The organism is Campylobacter rectus (assembly GCF_004803795.1).
Classification (GTDB): domain Bacteria; phylum Campylobacterota; class Campylobacteria; order Campylobacterales; family Campylobacteraceae; genus Campylobacter_A; species Campylobacter_A rectus.
In genome coordinates this window covers 297,654-320,524 of sequence record NZ_CP012543.1, presented here as the reverse complement: position 1 = coordinate 320,524, position 22,871 = coordinate 297,654, and the positions used below count along the sequence as shown (strand labels likewise).

The 22,871-nt window shown below is 42.9% G+C and carries 20 protein-coding genes; 5 read left to right on the top strand and 15 right to left on the bottom strand.

Translation table 11 applies throughout. The features are described from left to right. Positions 1 to 41 precede the first annotated feature (41 nt). The gene (locus tag CRECT_RS01630) at positions 42 to 686 is read right to left on the bottom strand and encodes a non-canonical purine NTP pyrophosphatase (protein ID WP_004318805.1); all 645 of its coding nucleotides are present in this window, start codon (positions 684 to 686) and stop codon (positions 42 to 44) included. A gap of 279 nt (positions 687 to 965) precedes the next feature. Here CRECT_RS01630 and CRECT_RS01625 point away from each other — a divergent pair, with 279 nt between their 5' ends. The 4 genes from CRECT_RS01625 (at position 966) to CRECT_RS13135 (ending at position 5,479) form a co-directional block, all read left to right on the top strand. After that, positions 966 to 1,724 carry a hypothetical protein gene (locus CRECT_RS01625; protein ID WP_004318731.1) on the top strand — a complete coding sequence of 253 codons (759 nt, stop codon included), beginning with the start codon at positions 966 to 968 and terminating at the stop codon, positions 1,722 to 1,724. Between the two features lie 156 nt (positions 1,725 to 1,880). Further along, positions 1,881 to 3,185: an MFS transporter gene (locus CRECT_RS01620; protein ID WP_039887904.1), complete on the top strand. Its 1,305-nt coding sequence runs from the start codon at positions 1,881 to 1,883 to the stop codon at positions 3,183 to 3,185. Positions 3,186 to 3,292: 107 nt separating this feature from the next. Further along, positions 3,293 to 3,787 carry a heme utilization cystosolic carrier protein HutX gene (gene hutX / locus CRECT_RS01615; RefSeq protein ID WP_004318852.1) on the top strand — a complete coding sequence of 165 codons (495 nt, stop codon included), beginning with the start codon at positions 3,293 to 3,295 and terminating at the stop codon, positions 3,785 to 3,787. Between the two features lie 39 nt (positions 3,788 to 3,826). Continuing rightward, positions 3,827 to 5,479: an NAD(P)/FAD-dependent oxidoreductase gene (locus CRECT_RS13135; RefSeq protein ID WP_004318880.1), complete on the top strand. Its 1,653-nt coding sequence runs from the start codon at positions 3,827 to 3,829 to the stop codon at positions 5,477 to 5,479. A gap of 844 nt (positions 5,480 to 6,323) precedes the next feature. Here CRECT_RS13135 and CRECT_RS01600 read toward each other — a convergent pair. Continuing rightward, positions 6,324 to 7,064 carry a tetratricopeptide repeat protein gene (locus tag CRECT_RS01600; protein ID WP_004318774.1) on the bottom strand — a complete coding sequence of 247 codons (741 nt, stop codon included), beginning with the start codon at positions 7,062 to 7,064 and terminating at the stop codon, positions 6,324 to 6,326. A gap of 92 nt (positions 7,065 to 7,156) precedes the next feature. Between CRECT_RS01600 and CRECT_RS01595 the strand changes: the two genes are divergently transcribed. Then, the gene (locus CRECT_RS01595) at positions 7,157 to 8,371 is read left to right on the top strand and encodes a saccharopine dehydrogenase family protein (RefSeq protein WP_004318844.1); all 1,215 of its coding nucleotides are present in this window, start codon (positions 7,157 to 7,159) and stop codon (positions 8,369 to 8,371) included. Between the two features lie 28 nt (positions 8,372 to 8,399). Here CRECT_RS01595 and CRECT_RS01590 read toward each other — a convergent pair whose 3' ends face one another. From CRECT_RS01590 to CRECT_RS01530, 13 genes are all read right to left on the bottom strand, one after another. Continuing rightward, positions 8,400 to 10,058, bottom strand: a complete 1,659-nt coding sequence (locus CRECT_RS01590; RefSeq protein WP_004318817.1) for a P-loop NTPase fold protein — start codon at positions 10,056 to 10,058, stop codon at positions 8,400 to 8,402. Then, a complete protein-coding gene (locus CRECT_RS01585; protein WP_004318856.1) occupies positions 10,045 to 10,515 on the bottom strand; it encodes a hypothetical protein in 471 nt (156 codons plus the stop codon). Before CRECT_RS01585 ends, CRECT_RS01590 begins: the two co-directional genes overlap by 14 nt. Before the next feature lie 130 nt (positions 10,516 to 10,645). Beyond that, positions 10,646 to 11,191: a hypothetical protein gene (locus CRECT_RS01580; RefSeq protein WP_004318708.1), complete on the bottom strand. Its 546-nt coding sequence runs from the start codon at positions 11,189 to 11,191 to the stop codon at positions 10,646 to 10,648. A 368-nt stretch (positions 11,192 to 11,559) separates the two neighbouring features. Next, positions 11,560 to 13,380, bottom strand: a complete 1,821-nt coding sequence (locus tag CRECT_RS01575; protein ID WP_004318680.1) for a hypothetical protein — start codon at positions 13,378 to 13,380, stop codon at positions 11,560 to 11,562. A 95-nt stretch (positions 13,381 to 13,475) separates the two neighbouring features. Continuing rightward, a complete protein-coding gene (locus CRECT_RS01570) occupies positions 13,476 to 14,504 on the bottom strand; it encodes a hypothetical protein (RefSeq protein ID WP_004318664.1) in 1,029 nt (342 codons plus the stop codon). A gap of 3 nt (positions 14,505 to 14,507) precedes the next feature. Then, a complete protein-coding gene (locus CRECT_RS01565) occupies positions 14,508 to 14,768 on the bottom strand; it encodes a YkgJ family cysteine cluster protein (RefSeq protein ID WP_004318712.1) in 261 nt (86 codons plus the stop codon). Next, positions 14,768 to 15,325, bottom strand: coding sequence for a hypothetical protein (locus tag CRECT_RS01560; RefSeq protein WP_004318714.1), 558 nt, complete (start codon positions 15,323 to 15,325; stop codon positions 14,768 to 14,770). Before CRECT_RS01560 ends, CRECT_RS01565 begins: the two co-directional genes overlap by 1 nt. Positions 15,326 to 15,327: 2 nt before the next feature. Continuing rightward, positions 15,328 to 15,789 (bottom strand): hypothetical protein, encoded by a 462-nt coding sequence (locus CRECT_RS01555; protein ID WP_004318854.1) that lies wholly within the window; start codon positions 15,787 to 15,789, stop codon positions 15,328 to 15,330. 421 nt (positions 15,790 to 16,210) lie between these two features. Next, positions 16,211 to 17,317 carry an NnrS family protein gene (locus tag CRECT_RS01550; protein WP_004318804.1) on the bottom strand — a complete coding sequence of 369 codons (1,107 nt, stop codon included), beginning with the start codon at positions 17,315 to 17,317 and terminating at the stop codon, positions 16,211 to 16,213. Next, on the bottom strand, positions 17,310 to 17,999 hold the full coding sequence (locus CRECT_RS01545; RefSeq protein WP_004318846.1) for an ABC transporter ATP-binding protein: 690 nt from the start codon (positions 17,997 to 17,999) through the stop codon (positions 17,310 to 17,312). Before CRECT_RS01545 ends, CRECT_RS01550 begins: the two co-directional genes overlap by 8 nt. Before the next feature lie 6 nt (positions 18,000 to 18,005). Beyond that, positions 18,006 to 18,803 (bottom strand): ABC transporter permease, encoded by a 798-nt coding sequence (locus CRECT_RS01540; RefSeq protein ID WP_004318840.1) that lies wholly within the window; start codon positions 18,801 to 18,803, stop codon positions 18,006 to 18,008. Beyond that, complete coding sequence (locus tag CRECT_RS01535) at positions 18,800 to 19,762, bottom strand: ABC transporter substrate-binding protein (RefSeq protein ID WP_004318711.1); 963 nt, start codon at positions 19,760 to 19,762, stop codon at positions 18,800 to 18,802. The genes CRECT_RS01540 and CRECT_RS01535 overlap by 4 nt, the downstream gene beginning before the upstream one ends. A gap of 1,128 nt (positions 19,763 to 20,890) precedes the next feature. After that, entirely contained in the window at positions 20,891 to 22,744 is a 1,854-nt protein-coding gene (locus CRECT_RS01530; RefSeq protein WP_039888466.1) for a TonB-dependent receptor domain-containing protein, read from the bottom strand. Between the last annotated feature and the right edge of the window lie 127 nt (positions 22,745 to 22,871).

Genomic DNA, 22,871 nt, shown 5'->3' with positions numbered 1-22,871 from the left:
GTTTTGCCGCGCAAATTTGCTTTCTCTTTCGCGCTTGAAATTTAGCGCCCAAATTTCCCCTCAAGGCTCTTTAGCACGTATTTTATAAGCTCAAGGCCCTTTGATCGGTGCGAGATTTTTAGCTTTGTGTCGCCATCTAGCTCACCCAGAGTCTGCGTAAAGCCTTTGGGGATAAAGAGGCTGTCGTAGCCAAAGCCGTTGCTACCGCGCTCCTCGTTTATGGCAGTGCCGTGCATAAAGCCGTGCGCCGTAAAGTCGCCCAAATTTGAGCTAACCGCGATACAAGCGGTGTAAAACGCGGGCGAGCTAGTAAAATTTAGCGCTTTTAGCTCCGCGATCAGCTTTGCGCGGTTGCTAGCATCGGTCGCGCTTTTGCCAGTTATCTGCCCCTGCTCGTTCATATCGCTAAATCTCGCCGAGTAAATCCCGGGCCTTCCCCCCAGAGCCTCCACGCTGATGCCGCTATCGTCGCTTAGCGCGATAAACTCGTCCGCCAAATTTAGCTTGCGCAGTTTTGCCTGCACGGCGCGAGCTTTGATTAGCGCGTTTGCGGCGAAAGTCGCGCCGTCCTCGACGATGTCAAAGGGCTCGCAAATTTCGCGCAATGCGTAAATTTCGTAATCTTTTAAAAAATCTTTTATTTCGCGCACTTTGTCGGAGTTTGATGTTGCTAAAACTATTTTCAAAATTTTTCCTTTTTCTAGCTTGTCTTTTTTGGTTCTTTTTACGTAACTTGCTAAAATTTTGCTCGGCAGGCTACGTGCCTAGCCTACGCAAAATTTCATCTACGCAACCGTAAAAATAATCCAAAAAATACTTCGCTATGCTTTTTTAATCCGCGCATTTTATCAAATTCGGCTTTAATTTACGCACTTGACCAAATCGTTTTCTAACTAGAAAATACCGTTTATATAAAAATATTTTGTGATATAATTTTATATGACACTTTTTTGTAGGAGTTTTTTATGAATAAAATTTTATTGTGTATTTTTGCCGCATTAATGGTCGGTTGTTTTGGAGGACCTAAACCACTAGTGGATGGAGAAGGGCGAGTATATCATGCAGATAATCACTATAAAAGTTTTGAAGAGCCGGTAGAAATAAAGACATATGTTTTAAATACTCCACAGCAAACTTATGTTGGAGAAGCGTTTGTCAGCATAAAAAAGATTTTAAATAAGGTAGAGACATACGATGTCTTTAAAGCAGATAAAAATTTTGAAGTTGATTGGGTAATAGAAACCCCTTTTGTTACCGATGATATATTTACGGTTCAAGGAAGGTATTTTGTCGATAACGAAGAATACTTGGTAATCTCTAATAATAAATTAAACAAATATTATCAGCTATTGCTTGACAAGAACCTAAACGCTAAAGGGGTTTTAAGATATACACGCTCGCTAAATGCTTTAGACTCACTATATATAATTGATAAGGATGTTAAATTTTCTCCTAAAGATATAAACTTTAAAAAAGAAACCTTTAGAAAAGAAGAAAAAATCAAAGACGGAATGCGTTACGAGCTTATATATACCGGATGCATAGGGGATAATATTACGATGGTATATAGGGAATATACTGCAGACGATATGGCAAGACCTGCTTTTTCTCAAAATTTAAGTTACAGCACAAAACAAAGACGGATAAGGTTTCAAAATTTATCGATCGAGATCATATCTGCAGATAATGAAAAAATAAAATTTAAAGTGTTATCTGATTCGTAAAAGCTAATGCCATACAAAAACTTTTACTGGACGCTGCTATCATACTAATAGTAACAATATAGCTTAACAAATTATTTGTTCTAGGCAAATCAAGTTTTTGAGGTTTTTATTATCAAAATTCGGGTAAAATCAATCCTTTAAAAAGGAAAATTTATGATAGTAAAAAGCGCTTTACCGTTATCTTTTATCATCGGCAGCAGGTTTTTCGGACTCTTCATCATCCTCCCGGTTATCAGCGTCTATGCATTAGAGCTTGAGGGCGCGACCGAGTTTCTCATCGGCGTTCTCATCGGCGTTTATGCGATATCGCAGATCACGTTTCAGGTGGTTTTTGGCTATGTTTCGGATCGCTTCGGACGCAAGAACTCGATGCTGATTGGGCTGCTGGTTTTCATCGCGGGGGCGGTGATCTGCGCTGCGGCGACCGATATTTACGCGATGATTTTGGGTAGGTTCATACAGGGCGCGGGCGCGATAGGGGCTGTGGCGATAGCGCTGATGAGCGATATGACCAAGGAGGAGGTGCGCGGGCACGCGATGGCGATGATGGGCGCGTTTATCGGGATTAGCTTTACGCTCTCGATGATACTTTCGCCGATACTTAGCGCCAAATACGGCCTTTCTAGCCTCTTTTACCTCTCGATCGCGGTTACGGTCGTTTGTATAGCGCTTTTATACACGGCCGTGGGCGAAGAGCCCAAATTTACGCATTCGCAGGTCAAAATGCCGGCCGTGAAGCTACTCTCAAACAAAAATTTGCTACTGATGAATATCAGCAACTTCATGCAGAAAATGCTGATGTCGGCGGCCTTTATCGTGATCCCGATCGCTATCGTGAAGTATTTCGGTATGGACAAAAAAGACCTCAGCGGCATCTACTCGGTCGCGACGGTGTTCGGCTTCATCGCGATGGGTATAGGCGGCGCGATAGGCGAAACGAAGCGCATCACAAAGCAAATTTTAGTCATCGGTGTCTCGCTTTTCGTCGTTTGCTACGCACTTTTCGCGCTCTCGCTCGGGCACAAGCCGCTATTTTACGCCGGCGTGATCATATTTTTTATCGGTTTTAACCTGCACGAGCCGATCTTGCAATCGATGGCGTCCAAATTTAGCAAAGTGAGCCAAAAAGGCGCGGTTTTAGGCATCTTTAACGCCTTTGGCTATATGGGAAGCTTTATCGGCGGCATCGGCGGCGGCGCCTTGCTTAAATTTTACGGTCTTAGCGCGCTTTCCGCCGTCGTGACCGTGCTTTGCGTAGCGTGGCTGGTCGCGCTCAAATGGCTGGATAACCCCAATATCTTTAAAAATATCTACCTGCCCTCTAGCGCAAACGCCGATATGGCTACGCTAGAAATGCAAAAAGGCGTCGTGGAGTGTTACAAAACTGCACAAAATCTCGTCGTAAAATACAACTCAAAGCTAACGGACGAGGCGGCGATAAAACGAATTATAGGCATTTAGCTTTAAATTCGCCACTTTTTTAAAGTAAATTTCATATGTTAAATTTAGCCTATTTTTAGCTATTTTTAAATACGATTATCAAAACTTATATTTTGAAAGGATAAAAAATGAACGACTTAAAAAAGCAGATCGACGAGCTTTTCGAGGATAAAAAGATGTCCGTCTACGACGCTGCAAAGAAGCTTGGAGTGCGCGAATACGACATCTTACAACACAGAGGCGAAGAGGAATTTAAGGAAGTAGGCAAAGAGCACTTAGACAAAATTTTTGAGGAAGTCAGCACCTGGGGCGAGATGCTTTTTATCAAAAATACGCCGGAATTTATCATCGAGATCAAAGTGAACGTAGCTATGCCTAAAAAAGCGCATGGATTTTTAAATTTTAGTGGCAAAAGCGGCTTTTTGGGCGGACATTTAAAAGAAGATGCGATCGCTAAAATTGGCTTTGCAAGCACCAAATTTATGGGCCTTCTCGGACGTAGCCTGCACTTTTACGATTCGGAAAATAACATAATCTTTAAGCTTTACGTAAGCCGCGATGACAAAATGAAGCTTAACGAGGTTCAGGAACAAAAATTCTTGGCTCTAAAAAACAGCTTTTAGTTTAACTAGCTTTGCCGCGCGTAAATTCGGGATTTTGCAATGACTAGGGTTTGCAAAATTTACGACGTTTTGATAATCGGAGCAGGCGCGGCGGGGCTATTTTTAGCGGCGAATTTACGCGGTAAAAGCGTCGCACTACTCGAAAAAAACACAACCCCGGGCAAGAAAATTTTAGCTAGCGGCGGCGGAAGGTGCAACGTCACAAACCGCCGTATCGCTGCATCAAACTACCTCGGCGATGCCGATTTCGTCGCAAACATCCTAAAAAATCTCAGCTTCCAAGACGTTTTAAAATTTTTCGGCGAGTTGAAATTTAACGAGCAAAAGCAAAATCAATTTTTTTGCGAAAGCGGTTCGCGCACTGTTTTAAGCGTGCTTTTAAAGAAAGTCGAACAAAGCGGAGCCAAAATCTTTTACGGTATGTCCGTAGCTAGCATGCGTAAAATTTTAGCCGGCGAAAACAGCGAAATTTTGGACGATTCTTTTGCACAAGATATAAAATTTGACGACTCGGGCGGCAAAAACGGCACACCAATTTCGGAAAATTTTGACACTAAAAAACCGCAAAGCGGCGAACGAAATTTAAGCGAAATTTTTGAAGTAGTTACCGAAAACGGCGACAAATTTTACGCCGAAAACCTCGTCGTAGCTAGCGGCGGACTAAGCTACAAAAGCCTAGGTGCAAGCGATATCGGCTACAAAATCGCGCGAGATTTTGGCGTCGCCGTCGCCCCGCCCGCCCCAGCGCTTGTAGGATTTACCGCGCAAAAAGACGAGTTTTGGTTTAAAAATCTAAGCGGAGTTTGCTTTCCCGCCCGGATCATAGTGGGGTATGCGCAAAGCGGCAGGCAGGGCAGTGGTGATGAGTCTGATTTACCCTGCAAAGGAGTCGTCAAAGCCTGCGAAAACGCGAGCGGCGCAAGCCGAAACGAAAATAATTTTAGCGCTCCATACAAAGATTCAAGCGTATCAAGCGGTGATCAAGCGCTTTTGCAAACAGGCAATGCAAGCCCGCCGGAAAAAGCCGTCCCGCCTACTTTTTCAAAATCGGATAAAAAGATCGAATTTAACAAACCAAATGCTGATTTTGTCATCTCGCAGGAGATAAAATTTGACGGGGGCGGTAAATCCTCAAGCCGCAAAAATACCGTAAATCTACGGCAAAAAACGCAAAGAAAATTCGTCGGCGACATACTTTTCACGCATAAAGGCATAAGCGGTCCGGCCGTGCTAAACGCTTCGCTTTTTTGGCAAAAAGGCTTGATTGCGATAAATTTTTGCCCGAATTTTAACATCGAAACCGCGCGAAAAAGCAAAAAACAGCTCTCGACCATACTGCCGCTACCTAGGCGATTTACGCTCGAGTTTTTACGCGCGGCGGGACTTGGCGACAAACCTTACGGTGAGTACAAGGCGGATGAACTCGAGAAAATCTCGCGGCTTTTTTGCTACAAATTCGCTCCTGCCGGCACGTTTGGCTTCGAGCGCGCCGAGGTAACCAAAGGCGGCGTAGATACGGACGCGCTAGACGCAAACTGCGGACACAACGGCACTCGCGGGCTTTATTTCATCGGCGAGGTTTTAAACGTAACGGGGATGCTCGGCGGATACAATCTGCATTTTGCTTTCGCTTGCGCGGCAAATTTGGCAAAGCGGTTAAACGCTCGGCGAGCCTGTTTGGCAGATTATTGACGCGGCAACTTGCTTTTTGCGAAATGACCAAATAGCGCCGCGTTTGGTGCCGTAAATTTTAAAATGAAAGTAAAATCCGAAAGGGCGCAATTTATCGGCCAAAGTCCGAACCGTGCGAGCTTCGGATAAAATTTCAAAGCCGAGTTTCGCAAAATCTTCTCCGCGCAAATTTTGCAAGTGCGGCAAAATTTTGCCGAGGTATGGAATTTTAAAGCGGCTATGAAATTTTCAAATTTCATCCGCGATCGCCGATCTATCCTTTCGCGCATTGTTGTTACTCCGTGCCGATGTTTTGTCGTGTCGCTACGTCTGGGCGGACGGATCGCAACTCCCGCTGCCGCGTACCGGACCGCCGTTTTGCGCTATTGCTGCGCCGCCTTGCGGGCCCGTCACTCCGCCTCCTTTAAATTTTAAAATTTTATCCGCGCGCTACAGCGACCGATGTATGGCGCAAGACATATCGCGAAACGTTTGAATCCTCGCCACAGCCTGATTTTTAAAATTTAGACGTTTAGGCGCGCAGCGGCGATGAGGCGGATTTGTGCGGCTTTGGACTTGAGCGCCTGGTTGCTCGCTTCGTCGCTCGGCTATCGAAATTAAGCTGGAGCCGCGGCCAGGGTCGAAGTCTAGCGGCGGCACGGTTGGCTTTTGGGTTTATGAGGCGGCTAGCATTGCGGTTTCGTTTAGCTTTCGCGCATAGGGCGAAGGTCGCAACGGTTAATTTTTTAAGACTACACGCTGCCCTGTGCTTTAAAAAGGCACCTTGATGAGAAATTTCATAAAAGCGCTAAATGCGCCGTTTGATCGTTTTGCGCTCGATAAGCTCGCCTGCATTTGATTTTGATCAAAGCTTTCTCATCTCGGTCTCTATCTCGCTTTGCAGGCGTTTTGCGTGCTCATCGCCGCTTTTTTCTAAAATTTTATTCGCGAGCTCAAGGGCTTTTTCGTAGTTTTGCAGCGCCTCTGTTTTCTTGCCGAGCCCCGCCAGATCGCTCGCTAGTAGCGCATAATACTTCGTGCGTAGCAAATTTACGCCGTCTATGCCGAAAACCTCTTCGAAAATTTTAAGCGCGGCGGCGTGTTTTGCGTATGCGCCGGTAAAATCGCCCGTTTTATAGAGCGTATCGCCGAGCCCCGCGTAGCAGCTCATCAGATCTTTTTGCATATTCTCGCCGCCAAGCTCATAGCATCTGATCGCCGCGCCGAAATTCGCTATCGCCTCATCGTATCGCCCCAGCGCCGACTGTGCGCTAGCTACGCCGCGATAGGGCTTTGCAAGCGCTTTGTGCTCTTTGCCGAGCCCTTTTTGCAAAATTTTTAGCGACCGCTCATAAGCCTCAAGCGCCTTTTGCGGCTCGCCTGCAAACATAAAAAAGCTGCCCGAGTTGTTTAATGCTATGATCGTGCTCTCATGCTCTTCGCCATACTCAGCCATGCAAATTTGCGCCGCCTTTTCACTCACTAGCGCAGTAGCCGCGGCGTTGCGGTCGCGCTTGATAAACTCTTCGACGCTAAGCTCTATTGCCTCCTCGCAGCTCGTCCCAAATAGCCAAATCGGAAGCAGAAAAATTAAAATTTTACGCATAAAATTCCTTTAAAATTTCGCGCTATTGTAACGATTGAAAGCAAATTTTATATAAGCTTTGGGTAAAATCGGGAAAATTTTAAGGAGATGAAATGTCAAATATCTTAATCATAGGCGCGGGCGGCGTGAGCCAAGTCGCGACCGTAAAATGCGCGATGAACGCGGACGTTTTTAGCAAGATCACCCTTGCTAGCCGCACCAAAAGCAAGTGCGACGCGATCGCTAAATTTATAAAAGACCGCTTGGGCGTCGCTATCGACACCGCCCAGATCGACGCGGACGATATGGGCGCCGTGGTCGCGCTCATCAAAAAAACGGGTGCCGATTTGCTTTTAAATGTGGCGCTGCCCTATCAAGACCTAACCCTCATGGACGCGTGCTCTCGCGCCGGCATCCCATATATCGACACCGCAAACTACGAGCACCCGGGCGCCGCGAAATTTGAATACAAGCTACAGTGGGCGAAAGACGGCGAGTTTAAAGCCGCAAACACGATGGCGCTGCTGGGAAGCGGCTTTGATCCAGGCGTGACGAACGTATTTTGCGCCTACGCGCAGCAAAATTTATTTGACGAGATCCATGAGATCGACATCCTAGACTGCAACGCGGGCGATCACGGCTATCCGTTTGCGACGAATTTCAACCCAGAAATCAACCTGCGCGAAGTAAGCGCAAAGGGTCGGTACTGGGAGTGCGGCGAGTGGAAAGAGACCGAGCCGATGGAAATAATGTTCAAATGGGACTATCCAAAAGTAGGCGTCAAGGACAGCTACCTGCTCTATCACGAGGAGCTAGAAAGCCTTGTTAAAAACATCAAAGGGCTAAAGCGAATCCGCTTTTTTATGACATTCGGACAGAGCTACCTCACGCATATGAAGTGCCTAGAAAACGTCGGCATGCTGCGCATCGACGAGGTCGAGCACAACGGCGTAAAGATCGTGCCGATCCAGTTTTTAAAGACGCTTTTGCCTGATCCAGCGAGCCTCGGCCCCCGCACGAAGGGTAAAACCAACATCGGCTGCGTGATACGTGGGCTAAAAGATGGCAAAGAGCGCCAGGTCTATATCTACAACGTCTGCGATCACGAGGCTTGCTACGCCGAAACGGGCGCGCAGGCCGTGAGCTACACGACGGGCGTGCCTGCGATGATCGGCTCGATGATGGTCGCAAAGGGCATCTGGAGCGGAAAAGGCGTCTTTAATATGGAAAATTTCGACGCCAATCCTTTTATGGACGAGCTAAACAGGCAGGGCTTGCCGTGGGAGATAATCGAAATGAAACCAGGCGAGAGGTATGAAATAGACTAAAATTTTAGGCGAAAGTCGCCTAAAATTTTTATTTTTTACTATGATTTCTTTTTATTTCATTTAAAATTTTGATGGATTTGATGTCGTTTTTATCAGATTTTATACTCTCGAAAATTCCAATAAACTTATTTACCAAATTTTTAAATCCAGAATATCTAGAAAGACTGCTTTTTAAAAAACTAACAATACTAAAGCAGAATTCACGGTCAGATAAGATAAAGTCTTTTAATATTTTATCGTCAACCTTTTCAAGTATTTTCAACTCATATTCGTTTCTATTGTTTAAAATATTTAGAATTCCTTCTTTTGAGCTAACTTTTGCTTGATTAGACATATCTCTCAAATTATCATCATACCCTATTAATATAGGGTCAAATTCCAAAATTTTATCTATATCAGGATTATACGGCAAAATGGTATTGTAACTATTATTTTCCAATATGACCTTCAATATATTAATGGCAAAATTATGATATTCATCAGCTTGTGTCGGATTTCGTTCTTTGATAAACTCTATATAAAAAATAAAGTTACTCACCCCTAAAACATACACCATATCAATATTGTCAGCAAGAAAATCTCTTATTTTATTGCAATATTCTCCATCATCCAATTCAAAGTCGTATTGCAATCTATGCATATATCCATCCAATTCTTTAAGCTTGTCTTCTTTAAATTTTACAATATTAACAACATCTCTAATCTTTTCGTCATCTGTTATGGATTTTGTTATATAGCTTATGATTTCCTCTCTTATGTCACTTGGCTCAAGGTAATTTCTTTGAGCATATTCTATAACCTCGTCAAACTCTTTATTTTTCTCGTTATCTTTAAGATTATTAGTAAAGTACTTAAAAGAATATTTATCAAGCTCCTTAAAATCCATATTTAATTTCAAAGCATTTATAGTAGCTATTTCCATAATATCTTTTACTAAAATTTGCTCAGTATATTTAAAATCCTTTAAATCTTTTTCTAAAAAGCCAAAATCATTAAGCGCAGTTACTACTCGTTTCATAATCCTAATATTGTTTATATTGTGTTTTTTAAAATATTCGAGTGGATAATCCTTAAAAACCTTAAGTTTGTCTTCTATAATTTTATAGGTATTTTCCGCGGTAGGATTATAGTTAAATTCATAATCTACGATTTTATCTTTATATCTTTTGATATCATCTAATTTTAATTCCTCAGCATTAAAAATCATAACTATATGACAGTTTTTCTGTTCTTTTAATTCCGATATTAATCCAAATACATCTTTTATGCTTAATTTATTTGATAATCTTTCAAAATCATCAAAACAAATTACGATATTTTCGAAATCTTTCTTTTCAAAAAACGATATGCACCCGATAATTGCTGAGCCGAGCGTAGGCACAACCGAATCTAAAATTTTATCAAATTTTAAATATTTAGCTTTCTCTGAAACTTCAGATATAACCTTACTTGCCCTATAAGCTTGAAGTATAATCTCCTTTACTATCTGATTAACACTATCCTTACCGAATAAAGAAATATATACGAAACTTTTATTTAATTTCTTTGAATTATCTTCTACAAATTTATGCCAAAAGTAAGTTTTCCCAACACCCCATTTACCGTTTATAGTAGTACAAGCAGCACTTTCGTCTTTAAAAATCTGAATGAGTTTTTCTTTTATTTTATCTATTTCATTTTTTTCCATTGTTAATTGCCTCAAATTTCTGCTTTAAAATTTTAAAAACTTCGTGCTTTGAGAGCTCGTATTTGTCGTATATCACGGCATCGTCGTCGCCGATAGGCTGCATAAGGCCATCAGCGGCGTCGCGGTCTAGTTTGCCCTTTTTAAATCTCACGTTTAAAACGTCGATTTTACGCTTGGCGTCTATCGTGCGAACGCCGATTTCTTCGATATCTTTAAAGTAAAATTTAGCGTTCTTGCCGCCCTTTTGCACTAAAAATCCGTCGTCATCGACGCTCAAAAAGCTAACTTGAAATATCTTTTTCACGCAAAAAACGGCGCAGATCACGGCAACGGTCATCGTAAAAACGCCCGTCCCGCCTAGCCCGTAATAAAAATATCCCGCGCACCCCGCCGCAAACAGCGCAACTGCCAAAAATAGCGCGCTCGCCACCCCTTTTTTATTTTCTTTCGTCGTCATATTTTGCCTTGGATTAAATTTTTAGGCCCATTATATCTTAAGTCGGCGATTTTTAGGTGTATTAAATAAAAAATAAGAATAAATGTAGATAAATTCGGCGCAAGCTATGCGCTAGCACCGAATTTCGGAGTTATTTTACTTTCGCTTCGAGCGAAATTTCTACGTCCGGATAGCTTTTGCCGGCGTGAAACGCTTTAGAAGCGGCAGCAAATTTAGCAAACGTCTCGTCCAGCTTTAAGTCAGCCAGCAAATCAATGCCGATTTTAGCCTTTAGCTTACCGTCCTCCACCGCATACTGCGTTTTGTAGGTTTTCGAGTTGCCTTTTACTCCCACTTCGACTTCCAGTTCGCCAGCTTTTTCATCGCCGTTAGCAGATACGACTTTAGCGGCGATGACGTTGCCGTCAAAAATGATACCGATGCGTTTATCGCGATCTGGTAGCTTGGTGTTGATATTTTTAGGATCGATATTAAACTCGAAACTCTTTAGAAAATCCGTAAAATTTGCGTTTTCTGCGCTTTTAAAGCCAAGGTCTTTAAACGTACCTTCCAAGGCTGTTTTGTTAGCTAGCTTGTAGCCGACGAATTTAACGCTAGGCTCGCCGTCCACGCTAAAAGCGAACGCCGAAGCAGCTAGCAAAGACGTGGCTAGCGCACCTGAAATGATTTTTTTCATTTACTCTCCTCAATATTTAAGATTAATAACTACTATCGTTAGGACGGGAATTATATAATCTTAATCTTCAAAGAAAGCTTAAAGCGGATATTTTTTATCCTCTTTTTTTGAGTTGCCGTTTTTATGGTGCTTAGTAGGGCTTTGAAAAAAGACGTAGGTAAAATTTAGATACGAATTTTACCAAGCCATTCACTAAATTAATCCCAAATTTAGCGATAAAAATTACCGATCAAAACAAAATCGATTTTGATTGCCAAAGTAAATAATTTTACTCTGGATCGCCCGAAAATTCGTTATCTCTAAAAAATACGTAAAAGTAGGCAATCCAAAGTGTGAAGACGACAATATGGATTGCCGAAAAATAGAAATTATATTTTGATAACATCCCCGCCAAGCGCCGCATTCCAAAATTCGTCTTTATCCGTGTATTTTAGCCTTTTGCCATATACGTCATTTATGGCCATCAGGCTTTGCAACAAAAGCTCGCTATTGTCTTTACCGAAAGCCTCTTGCAAAACATTAAACGAACTTTCCAGCTTTGCACTCATTTGCTTAAATTTAGTTTTTATAAGCTCTTCTATTTTGTCATTGTCTTTTACTAGCACTGGTAACACCTCATCTACTAAGGCAGAAATCTCTGCAGCCTTTTGCCTTGATTTTTGCAGCTGCGCATACACGCCAAAGAAACAAACCAGCACCTTATCTATAAATTTAGCCCCAATTACGACTGCGATAGAACAAAGCACGATAGTAATCGCAGGCGATATAATACTAGATACTGCAGGTGTTAAAATTGGCGCAAGATATGCGTCTAGCTGGGTTTCTAGTAGTGCGGCACCAAAAACCATAGCAGCCGAAAAGAGCGACTTTACGACGACGTTTATCATCTCTCCAAAAGTTTTGATTTTACCACTCATATAGTCGCAAATGGCGTTGTATATGGATTTTGCACTAGTTCTTATACTATCCCATAGCTTAGCTATTCTTTTACCTATTTGAGTTAAAATTTGCGTTAAGCTTTTTATCAAAATATCAACAGCTCCAAAACCTGCACCCCTTTTGAAAGTTTCTATGAAAGGCTCCAATGATTTTTTGATTAGCCTTTCTACTCGTTCTATTAAAGTAGTTTGAGTACTGCCGCTAAAAACGTCTTTTATCTCATATATCGCTCCATTTGCTAAAGTGGATAAACATACAACTGTAGCGTCAGAGAGTCCAGCTTGCGCTATATGTCCAGCAGCTACGGCAGACTGTGTGATAGTAGCCGTAGTTCGCGGATTTTCTAACATCGTACGATTTATTAGGTTATTTTTATTTAGCTTTTCTAGGGCTTGCCTGGCTATTTCCCTTTTTTCTTGCGGTTTATTGGGATCATTTATTACTTTTTCCAGTTCTTCTTTGCAAAATACGTAATCATCGTATGGCACGGTTATATTATCGTTATTTTCTATGTATTTATATATGTCACTTCCATCTTTATGTTTTATGTAAATTTTTGAGCCATCTTGGCTTTCTATATACAAAATATCATTTTTGCCCTCATTAACCGCAAAAGCATTCTTTTTTTCATTTTCTTTAATGGCATCTATATGATTTGGGGTTTGCAGAAATTGGCATTCAGCGTTTTTCGTTACCTTCAATTGTTCTTTCTTAATTATCTTACCGTTTTTATCAAAAGTTACCGAGTCGGTAGATTCGTGATTTTTAAGTTTTTTACTTTTATAGTTGCCAACGGTCATTAAATTTTGCAACTCTTTTGAGTTAAAATTCATATTTTTTACTTCATCTGTGTAATTAGCCATTATAAAATCATAAAATTTAGGCAATTCTTTTGGCTTTTCACCATTTTCTATCTGCTTGTTTATTATCTGTGCTTCTCGTATCTCATGAAGCCTATCGGTGCTATATGATTTCTTGCAACTATCATCCAAAGCATTCTTTAAATTCAAAGCGTTAGAATGCAAAACATCAAACATATCGCCTCGATAACTAGAATACTTATCTGCATTATCTTTTGTTGGCTTTATTTTGTTTTTATTTGCATTGTGAGCATAAGTAGCTTCGTTTGTCATCTTCACGCTAGCGCCATATCCTGCATAAGTATTTAAACTAAAAATATTTAGCCCAAATCTTGCCAGCGTTTGCGTTCCTATCTCATCTATTATCTCTTCATAAATAGCTTTTGACATCTCATATCCTTACTAAAAATTTATAAGTGAGCTTGGGACAAATTTGTAAATTTAAACACGTCCAAGCTCAGAAAAACCGTCAAATTTAGACAAATTTATTTATATTTAGCATCTATATCGGCCATCTTTTTTAGTGCCCTATCGGCCTTCATCCTAGCTGCCCTTATTTCTTTGGTTATCTCGCCGTTTTCATCCATTAGAGCGACGCTTAAGAGATTTTTTATAGTTTGAGCCATATAAAGCGCATTTTCTACAATGGCTTGTTGCGCCTGTGAGTAAAGGTCGGCATCGTTGTTTTCATTAACTAAATTTTCAAGATTTTTTAGTAACGGATCGTTGAAAAATACTGCAAGTTTGGATAGCGTATTCGTAACCGATTTTATGGTATTGCTTACACTTTGCAGCTGCAGTACGACGGTTTTATTACTCTCTTCTATAGCTCTTGCTTTTTGAAGATTAGAGTAGGCTTCGTTTTTGGCAGCTTCTGCTTTTGCAGATAGCACCCAGCCCGCAACCGCTAATGCAGGCCCTGTCACCAAGCCGCCTAAAACCGCCATACCTCCCGCCATACCGAGTCCTCCGCTAGCTAGCGATCCGCCCCCAAGCCAAGCTAAAGTGGCATTTGTGGCAGCTACTCCGCTAAGCGAGCCGATAGCCGTACCCGTGCTAGCTGTCGCCAAAGCCCCTGTCAAACCAAATGCCCCAAATCCTGCCGCAGCGCCCGCGCCCACACTAACTACTCCGCCCCCGAGCATAGTTTTTATATCTAAAATCTCGGCTTTCAAAGCCTCAAATTCTTTCTCGGTTATGTTAAATTCTCCATCCAAACCCATATCTTGCTCGTATTCGAAATTTACGATCCTAGAAAAAATATCTATAAATTTAATCATCGACGAGTTAAAAATATCGACTTTATATTCACCAAATTTCACTATATCATTATTGGTTATCTTTCTTTGGTCGTCTAGCGCTTTTTGCGACTCTTCAAATATTGCGCTCGCGCTTTTATTATATCTATCGGCATCTTTTTTGTCGCTATAAGCGTCATAGCCTTTTTTGGCTCCAAAAACAGCTGTCGCTAGAGAAGTGCCCCATAAAAGCACAGGTATTAACGGTAACGGCATATATTATCCTTTATAAATTTCTTTTAGTTTTTTGCAGGCATTTTCGTTTAATTCGTAAAACGCCTCTTTACTGAAGTATCGTTTAAACTTCGCCTCATACATCTCGTCTATCCTACAAATTTGCGGACGCGCTTCGTAAATTTTACAAAGATTACTCATTTTATCTAAATTTACGCAGCTGCCGTCATCTAGCATAAAACGCTCAAGCTCCTTTATGTCTCTAATGTGCCTGCAACAAATACCGCAAGCATCGCAAGAAAACATCAGTCTATTCTTAGCTCTTTTTTAACATAGTTGCTAAAAAACAGAGTATTCATCACCCAGTTATCGCACAAATTGATTATTTCATCAGTCGCCTTAAGCTCGATTTTTATGAATTCGTCCATCAAATTTAAAATATCGTTTTGCTCCAAACCAGCTGCCAGCATTTTAAATTCTATGTAAAATTTTAAATCAGCGCCAGTTACTAACTCCTTTATTTCCTCGACAAGTTCGCTATGTTCCATTTTGGTTATAACTAGACCGTCATCCATCGCACCTTGCAGGTCAAATTCTTTTAGCTGAGCTTCTAAAATATAATTATTTAGTATGTGTCTTTTTTCATCATCCCTGCCTATGAAACCATAAGCAAGACCAGAAAATACTCCTGTAGCCAAAGCGCCCGCAAGTCCGAACACACTAATTCCAGCTACTCTTATCACACTTTTAGCGACTTGTGATACATCGGTTTGAACTTTAGGTTTATTTGAACCTAAAGCAATAGCGGCTAATCTTATAAAATTTCCTCTTGTTTCATCGTTGGTAAAATCCTTTAAAAACATTTTTATGCCTTTCTCGTTTTATTGTAAAGATTTTCTATGTCGTCAAAAACTTTAAAGTGGCTATTTACAATAGCCGCCAACATGTCTAGTTTACTCGCTTCGTATGCATCCAGCTTAGAGAGTATCGCATCCTCCAGCTCGTCCTTAACACCGTCTGCGTTTATCATTGCAAATAGCTCGAAACAAATAATCCTTTTGGCTCTTAAAATATCGCCATAGTCTTCGCGAATAGATTCTATTATTTCTTCTATCTCGGTATCAAATTTTGCTCTATCGCTCGTAAATGCGTCAACTATAAAATCGGCTCTAAAAGTCTTTTTTGGTACCTCAATATTCATTTCCTCGCAGTATCTCTCAAGCACTTCGCTTTCGGCTGCTCCAGCATATTCGCTTGATCTAGCACATATCAAAGCGAGCTCTAAAAACGCCTTTTTAGACTCCTCGCTCAATAAATTTAAAAACATATTTTCTCCTTTAGTTTAAAATTAAAACTCATTTTAGCTTTATCTCAAGCACCACCGACCAAATTACCATCTAAATGACCTCCTTTTATTCTATGATTGAAAATTCATACAAAAGCACTTTGATAAAACATAGATAATTTTAAATTGTTGAAATTTTTATAATACGGCAAATGACAAAAGCATAAAGAAGTATAATTAAGAACTTTAAAGACTAAATTTAAAATAGCAAGTAGAGCGCCAAAACTTAGCTGTCTTTTTAAATAAGATAATCTTTTAGAAAGGCTATCGCCCCCCCCCTAGATTTTTGAGCTCCCAAGAGTTTTCCCTTTTTACATTTAATTTTGGTTATTATACAAAATTTACGGACAGGTTGTGTCAAATTTGATGCATTTTAAAGATTTAGCTCCGGAGTAAAATAATTTTACTCCGGATCGCCCGAGAATTCATTATCTCTAAAAATTTTATAAAAATCGATAAACCAAAGCGCGAAGGCTACGGCGATAAGAGTTGCGGGCACATGGATGTAAAATCCGCTCCAAACGTAAGCTAAAAAGTCTCTGCAAACACCTGCGGCAATAACAAGCGCAAAGGCGATCTTGCTAAGGCGCAAAAACTCAAGCTCCTGCCCGCTGTGGCGCAAACCCGCGATGTTAAAGATAAGCATGATGCTAAAGATAATGCCGTTTAGCGCGATGACGTGCAGCATGTTCGCCTCCAGCCCTAGCCCCAAAATCCCGCTCGCGCCGTAAAGGATATACGCCGCGGCCAGCAAAAGCTGCATCAAGTAGTAGTAAATCACGAAGCTATGACGCAAAAGCTCCTTGTAGTGCCACTCTTTTAGCTTGGCTAAAATCGCGCTACCGCAGGCTATCGCGGCGAAATTTATAGCCTTGCTGCCTTCAAAAAACAAGCTAACTAGCAAAAACGCACAAACGCTCACGATCGCGATGTTTTTATAAACGAAATTTGGCACGAAAGCCGCGTCTTGCATGCCAGGCTCGCGGTTTAGCGCCTCTTTGCCAAGCACCACGCTAACTCGAAAAGATACGAGCAAAATCGCGATAACGTGCAGGTGGATTTGTAAATTTAAAAATTTCTCCTCACCGCTAATCAGATAGTAAATCTCAAATCCCAAAATGCCGAGTAAAAATGCTAAAACGCCCAGCTGATCGTCGTTTCTATCAAGCCAGATCATATAGACGCAAAGCCCTGCTAGATACGCCCAAAAAAGCGCCATAAAAAAATGAGCCGCAAACAGGCTAAAAAACGCGCTAAAAAAACCCGCCGCAAAAAACGAAAACATAGCGTAGGCGTGAGCTTTAAACGAACCTCCGAAATTCGTCCAGTCCGTTAGCCCCGTCAGCAAAAATCCCGCGTACGCAAGGGCTGCAACAAGGTGCAAAAAGATAAATTTGTGCCAGCTGACGAAATCTACGGGCGTAAAAAATATCGCCCCGCCTAGCACCGCGCAAACCGCACTCGTAAGGAAAAAAATTCTCATCGGATGAGTGAAAAAGTCGTTAATCATAATAAATTTTTCCTTTAAAATTTTCGTCTATCACACCGCTAGCGTAGGCAAAATCCCGCTGCGAAAAGGCGCGGTCAAGCTCTAGCTCGCGCTCGATCACCGCGCCCTTGCTCGCTAAAAAGCAAATTTTACTAGACATCCTGGCCGCCTCCATCCTATCGTGAGTTACCAGCACTACACTCATACCTTCCTCGACGCGGCGCGTGACGATGTCTATCAGGATTTCTTTCATATCATAATCAAGCCCCGAAAACGGCTCGTCCATCAGCAGCAAATCAGGCTTTGTCACGATCGCCCGCACGAAAGCAACCCTTTGGCGCATACCGCCGCTTAGCTCGTCAGGGTACTTTAACGCGTCTTTTTCGGTTAAGCCAAGTCTAGCAAAGAGCTCTAGCACGGTCTTTTCGTCAGGCTCATCCATCACGAGCAGCACGTTATCGAGCGCGTTTTTCCACTCGAGCAGGCGATTTTCCTGAAAGAGATAGGTCGTTTTGTTAAATTTATTGATTATTTTACCTTTGCGCGGATCGATAAGCCCCGATATCAGGCGCAGGATCGTTGTTTTACCGCAGCCGCTCGCGCCAAATAGCGTCACCACTTCGCCCGCGCCGACCTTTAGGCTAAAATCGCGCACGACCTTGTCGCGTAAAATTTCGTATTCTAAATTTTGAAGTTCCAGCATAGCAAACTACCTTTTCCACGGCATTAGCGTGATCTTTAGCGGCTCGATAACCAGATACTCAAAAAGCATAATGATAGCGATAGTAAGCACGACGTAGGCCATCACTTCGGTGGTATCTAGCATCACTCTAGCGCTTGCGATCTTAGCGCCCATACCGTCGTTTGCGCCTAGCAGCTCGCCCATGATGACGATCTTTACGCCCATACCCACGGCGACGCTTAAAGAGCTGATGATATGGCTGGTTAGGTGCGGAACGTATAGGTGGCGAATCTTTTTGCAAACGCCTAGTTTATACGCGTCAAACATCTCCTTTAGCTCCTCGCTAACGCTCATCATGCCTACCATCGAGCTGGCAAAAGTTAGCGGCAAAACCGTGATAATGATCGTAAAGACGGTGCTCGCGTTTCCAAACCCGAACCAAAATATAGCTAAAACGATCCAAATAATAGGCGGCATAGAAAGCAGCGTCGTGATAACGGGCTTTAAAAACGCGGCAAAGCTTCTATAAGCGCCCGCAACTAGACCTAGCGTGATACCGATGGCACAGGCCGTACCGACTCCGACTAGCGAGCGCACGAGAGTGATATTTATCTCGCTGTTTTTGTAATCCGCCAAAAGCTCGTAAGCCCGCACAAAAACCGCCTCGGGCGCGGGGAGCAAAAACTCCCCTCCCAGCTCGCTGCCGATCTGCCAAAGCGCGATAATAAGCGCTATCGTGGCAAGACCGCTAAAGCCGCCCCAAAGGTAGTCAGCGACCTTTAAAAACGCACCGCGGTCTTTTTTGACGTTATCGATAAGTATCATAAAAACAGGCTCTTATCAGGCATTTTACCGCCGAGAAGCTTAGGATTTAGCTCAAAAAGCACCTCAAAAAAGCTCATAAGCTCGTCCGTTAAATCCTTAGCCTTCGTCACGGTCAAATTTGAACGCTCAAACGCGTTTGCCAGCGCAGGCTCCGGAGCCGGCAGATACTGTGCGCCGATTTTAGCCGCGCTTTGTTTATTTTCCAGGATCCATTTTAGAGCGTTTTGCAGGTCTTTGTGAAATATCTCAAAAACCTCTCTGTTTGCGTTATAGTAGTCTAGATCCACGATGAGACCTGCCTGCGGGATATAGGGCTTGATACCGAAGCTCTCGCCCCAAACCTCGGGCAGCTCAAAGCCCACGCGCACGTTTACACCCATTTTTTTACCGCGCAGTATCGCAGCCGAGCTCATCGGCTCGATCGACAGGGCTGCGTCGAAATCTTTTTGCAAAAACAGCCCTATGGCTTCCGGCGGGGTTTGAACGTAGTTGATCTCGATTTTAGAGATATCTACGCCTCGTTTTTTGCAAATAGCGCGTAGCACGATATCGGGCATATCGTTTTTAAACGGCATGATTAGCTTTTTACCGACCAAATCCTCGATGCTTTTGATATTAGAGTCTTTAACGATGATGTTTTGAAGGCCGTTAGTCATAATGTTTAGCAGCCTGAAATTTATGCCTTGATTAGCCAAATTTACGCCCACGTTGCTAGGCGCCGCGGTTAGTTTCATCTCGCCGCTAGCCACGCCGGCGCGCAGCTGATCGGGGCTGTTCCAGATCCTTAGCTTCATATCGTGAGTTTTGTTTAGCTCGCCTTGCAGAGTCGCCACGGCCAGCATCGTGCTGGGGATCGCGGGCATCCCCCACACGTCAAACCTCTCTTTAGCAAGCAAATTCGGCGCAAAAGCCGTCGCGCCCAGCGCCGCGCCGAGCCCTAAAAATCCTCTTCTGTTCATAACTTTCTCCTTGTATTAAAATTCTATTTTTAAATTTACGCTTTGCTTTTTTAGCTCGCGGGTTAAATTTGGGCTAAAATTTGCCGTCACGGCTGTCAAATTTATTGCCTGTGCGAGATTGTGCCAGATTAAATTTTGATGCCGATTTAGCCATTAGTTAGCCAAATTTAAAATCCAAAGTTAAATTTGAGCTTGTCGCGTCGCGCGACTCTGCAAATTTGAACGCCCAATTTGTTAAATTTAGGCGGCCGAGACCCGCACCGCTAAAATGCTAAATTTACGCGAGGCAAATTTGACTTTACCTCAACTCATTTTTGATAATTATATCCAAGATTTAAATCCAAAATCTTGATTTAAATTTTGAAATTTTATTGATTTGGGTTGTTAAATTTAAATACTCAAATTTTTAAAATCCAACTTTTTTGTAACACGCTAGCTTTACTTGTTAAGGAAAAAGCAGCTTGAATTACGCTCTATTTTACAGTTGAAAGCGTAGCGATGCAAAAGAGCTTCCTTTTTGTATCCAGCTTTCTCTTTTTCTTGGGTGGCGGAAGGGGCTTTACTTAGCTTCCCTTGCGGTCGCTACTGTCGCCCTATGGGGCTAAGACCGCCTGCGGCTCGTAACTGCTTCCCCAAAAGCTGCGAGCAGAATGCGAAGCAGAGCAGACCTACTTACGCTCTGTTTACAGCTACGAGCGAAGCGAAGTAGAGCACCCTTTTCCTTTGCGTCGTGCTATGCACTCGCAACTGCAAAGCAGACCCGCCCCCCGTCTGCTTGCAGCTGCTAGCGCAGCGACGCAGAAACCCCCACCTACCCCACTGCACGTGAGAGGTGGCGACATAGCTTTGCTAACGCAAAGCGTCGCGGGTTTAAATTTAGCATTTTCAAGGTGCGGGTCTCGGTGAGTAAAATTTGAAACCAAATTTGTAAATTTGACTTCAAATTTGAACGCAAAACTATAAGGCGAAGTATCGTGAGATGGATTTAAGGGCTTTGCTTCCCTTGCGGTCGCAACTGCAAGCAGAAGCGACGTAAAAATTTAACGAAGATAAGACATTTAGTCTATCGAGCTAAATTTTTACTAGCTCCGTTAAATACGCCCACGAGACGAGCCGCCCGCTCAAATTTTAAAAACTAGAGTGAAAGCTGACAAACACTGCCCTCCCCGGCGCACGCACCACCGGGTTCGGATACAGCGCCCCTACGTGCTCGCCGCTGATAAACTCGGCGTAATCTTTATCAAAGATATTCGTGACGCCAAGCCTCACGCCCCAGCTGTTTTTAAACTCAAATCCGCCGTAAACGTCCATCGTCGCAAAGCTCCTAGCCGCTTCGCGCTTGTCGATGCCAAAGCCGGTAGTTTTATCAAAATCTCCCCTATTTTGCTTTGCTACGTAGCGTGCCACCGTGCCGATATTGTAGCTGCCAAAGCTCGCGTAGTCTTTGTAGTCAAGGGCCAAATTTGCCTCAAACGGACGGATCTGATAAAGCGGTCTGCCGTCGGTTTTATTTTGTCCGTAGTTGTAAAATAACGATGCTTTTAGCCCGAAATTTCGCGCGAAATTATACTCGCCGCGCAAATTTACGCTGTAAATTCTAGCATCGACGTTGCGCGTTATAACGGCGTTTTTATTTATCGGCGCAGCCGCGGCTAAGTGGCGGCGATCGTAGATAACCAGATCCTGCGCGTCGTCTGCGATAAAGTGCCCGCCTATGCTAAAGCTATCCTCGCCCTGACGCGAGCTTAAGTATTCTTTATAAAATTCGCTTTTGTAAGTAAAGCCCAAATTTACGCGGTTGTGACGCTCCGGTTTTAGCAGCGGGTTGCTAATCCAGCCGTTATCTAGCGGACCGTAAAGCGTGCTAAATCGCTCCATATTGCCCGGTATACGCTGCAAGCTCTCGAGCGCCGCATAGTAGCTATCCAGCTCGTTTGGCGCAAAATCGTATTTTAGGCTGGCGCTTAGGCCGTCTTGCTTGACGTTGCCGTCAAAATCATAGCCGTAAATGCTGCGAATAAGCCCTTTTACGGTCCTTAGCGGCACGGCCGGCGCGAAATAAGGCTCGTTTAGCCCCTTTAAATTCGACCTCATCCAATCGTAGTTTAGAGCAAGGCTAAGCTTGTGAAAGTCGTTAAATTTATAGCTTAGCGTATCAAAAATCCTCGTTCGTTTATTTACGATATCGGCAAATCTATATCCGTTAAAAACCCAGCCGCTCGGCCGTTTTACGTATCTTTTGCCCTCGTGATTATCGTGCTGATAGCTGATGCCGACAAGATTGTGAAAACCGCCCAGATCTGCATCGTATCTTAGCTCGGCGTCTACGATTTTTCTATCCAGCTCTACCTTGACCGTATTTGGTGCGCGCCTTAAGCGATAGTTATTGATCTTTCTTTCCATATCGCGCAGCATCAGCTCGAAATTTAGCGTATTTGATAGATCTTCCGCGCCGATACGGGCGTTAAATTTACCGACGTATCGCTCGGTCTTAACGGCGTCTATGAGATACTGAGGCTGTTTGTCGTCGTCGATGTTGTCGTGCACGAGCGTAAATCTAAACTCGCTTAGCTCGCTAGGCACGAAACCCACGACCGCGCTTTGTCCCTGCCTGGCGTAGCCGTAGTTCCACTCCCTGCCGCCGCCGTCTTTGTAGCGGTTGGCTTTAGAAAAATTCGCGTTTAAGATCGTATAGAAATTTGCGCCGCGGTATTTAAAAAGTCCCGAGCCATAAAACGTCCTGCCGTAAAATCCGCCCGCTACATGAAATTTATCCATCGAATTATTGAGCAAATCCGTTACGAAAAAATAATCGTCCCTAGGCGCGCGGTCGAATTGATTTTCCGGAAAAGCGCTTTGAGCGATGTTTGGCGTATAAGGCGGCGGAGGCGTAAAATCCTTAACCGGCTTTATGACGTCGGGATTTGCGCCGTTTGCGAGCAGTGCCGTCGCAGCCGCAACTAAACCAATAGTAACTCTCATGTAAATTCCTTTTTTAATAATTTTGATTTTTCATATCATAATTATATAGAAAATTTTTTAAAATCTCTTGATTTTTATTAAGATAAAATTTATAAATTTTATTTTGATAGATAATGCTAAAATTGCG

What these genes read in the sequence shown, in the direction of transcription:
- CRECT_RS01530 (WP_039888466.1), bottom strand. Translation starts at nt 22,744, where the DNA reads ATGAGAGTTACTATTGGTTTAGTTGCGGCTGCGACGGCACTGCTCGCA.
- CRECT_RS01535 (WP_004318711.1), bottom strand. Translation starts at nt 19,762, where the DNA reads ATGAACAGAAGAGGATTTTTAGGGCTCGGCGCGGCGCTGGGCGCGACG.
- CRECT_RS01545 (WP_004318846.1), bottom strand. Translation starts at nt 17,999, where the DNA reads ATGCTGGAACTTCAAAATTTAGAATACGAAATTTTACGCGACAAGGTC.
- CRECT_RS01585 (WP_004318856.1), bottom strand. Translation starts at nt 10,515, where the DNA reads ATGACGACGAAAGAAAATAAAAAAGGGGTGGCGAGCGCGCTATTTTTG.
- CRECT_RS01575 (WP_004318680.1), bottom strand. Translation starts at nt 13,380, where the DNA reads ATGTCAAAAGCTATTTATGAAGAGATAATAGATGAGATAGGAACGCAA.
- CRECT_RS01590 (WP_004318817.1), bottom strand. Translation starts at nt 10,058, where the DNA reads ATGGAAAAAAATGAAATAGATAAAATAAAAGAAAAACTCATTCAGATT.
- CRECT_RS01595 (WP_004318844.1), top strand. Translation starts at nt 7,157, where the DNA reads ATGTCAAATATCTTAATCATAGGCGCGGGCGGCGTGAGCCAAGTCGCG.
- CRECT_RS01550 (WP_004318804.1), bottom strand. Translation starts at nt 17,317, where the DNA reads ATGATTAACGACTTTTTCACTCATCCGATGAGAATTTTTTTCCTTACG.
- CRECT_RS01560 (WP_004318714.1), bottom strand. Translation starts at nt 15,325, where the DNA reads ATGTTTTTAAAGGATTTTACCAACGATGAAACAAGAGGAAATTTTATA.
- hutX (WP_004318852.1), top strand. Translation starts at nt 3,293, where the DNA reads ATGAACGACTTAAAAAAGCAGATCGACGAGCTTTTCGAGGATAAAAAG.
- CRECT_RS01625 (WP_004318731.1), top strand. Translation starts at nt 966, where the DNA reads ATGAATAAAATTTTATTGTGTATTTTTGCCGCATTAATGGTCGGTTGT.
- CRECT_RS01540 (WP_004318840.1), bottom strand. Translation starts at nt 18,803, where the DNA reads ATGATACTTATCGATAACGTCAAAAAAGACCGCGGTGCGTTTTTAAAG.
- CRECT_RS13135 (WP_004318880.1), top strand. Translation starts at nt 3,827, where the DNA reads ATGACTAGGGTTTGCAAAATTTACGACGTTTTGATAATCGGAGCAGGC.
- CRECT_RS01565 (WP_004318712.1), bottom strand. Translation starts at nt 14,768, where the DNA reads ATGTTTTCTTGCGATGCTTGCGGTATTTGTTGCAGGCACATTAGAGAC.
- CRECT_RS01580 (WP_004318708.1), bottom strand. Translation starts at nt 11,191, where the DNA reads ATGAAAAAAATCATTTCAGGTGCGCTAGCCACGTCTTTGCTAGCTGCT.
- CRECT_RS01600 (WP_004318774.1), bottom strand. Translation starts at nt 7,064, where the DNA reads ATGCGTAAAATTTTAATTTTTCTGCTTCCGATTTGGCTATTTGGGACG.
- CRECT_RS01555 (WP_004318854.1), bottom strand. Translation starts at nt 15,789, where the DNA reads ATGTTTTTAAATTTATTGAGCGAGGAGTCTAAAAAGGCGTTTTTAGAG.
- CRECT_RS01570 (WP_004318664.1), bottom strand. Translation starts at nt 14,504, where the DNA reads ATGCCGTTACCGTTAATACCTGTGCTTTTATGGGGCACTTCTCTAGCG.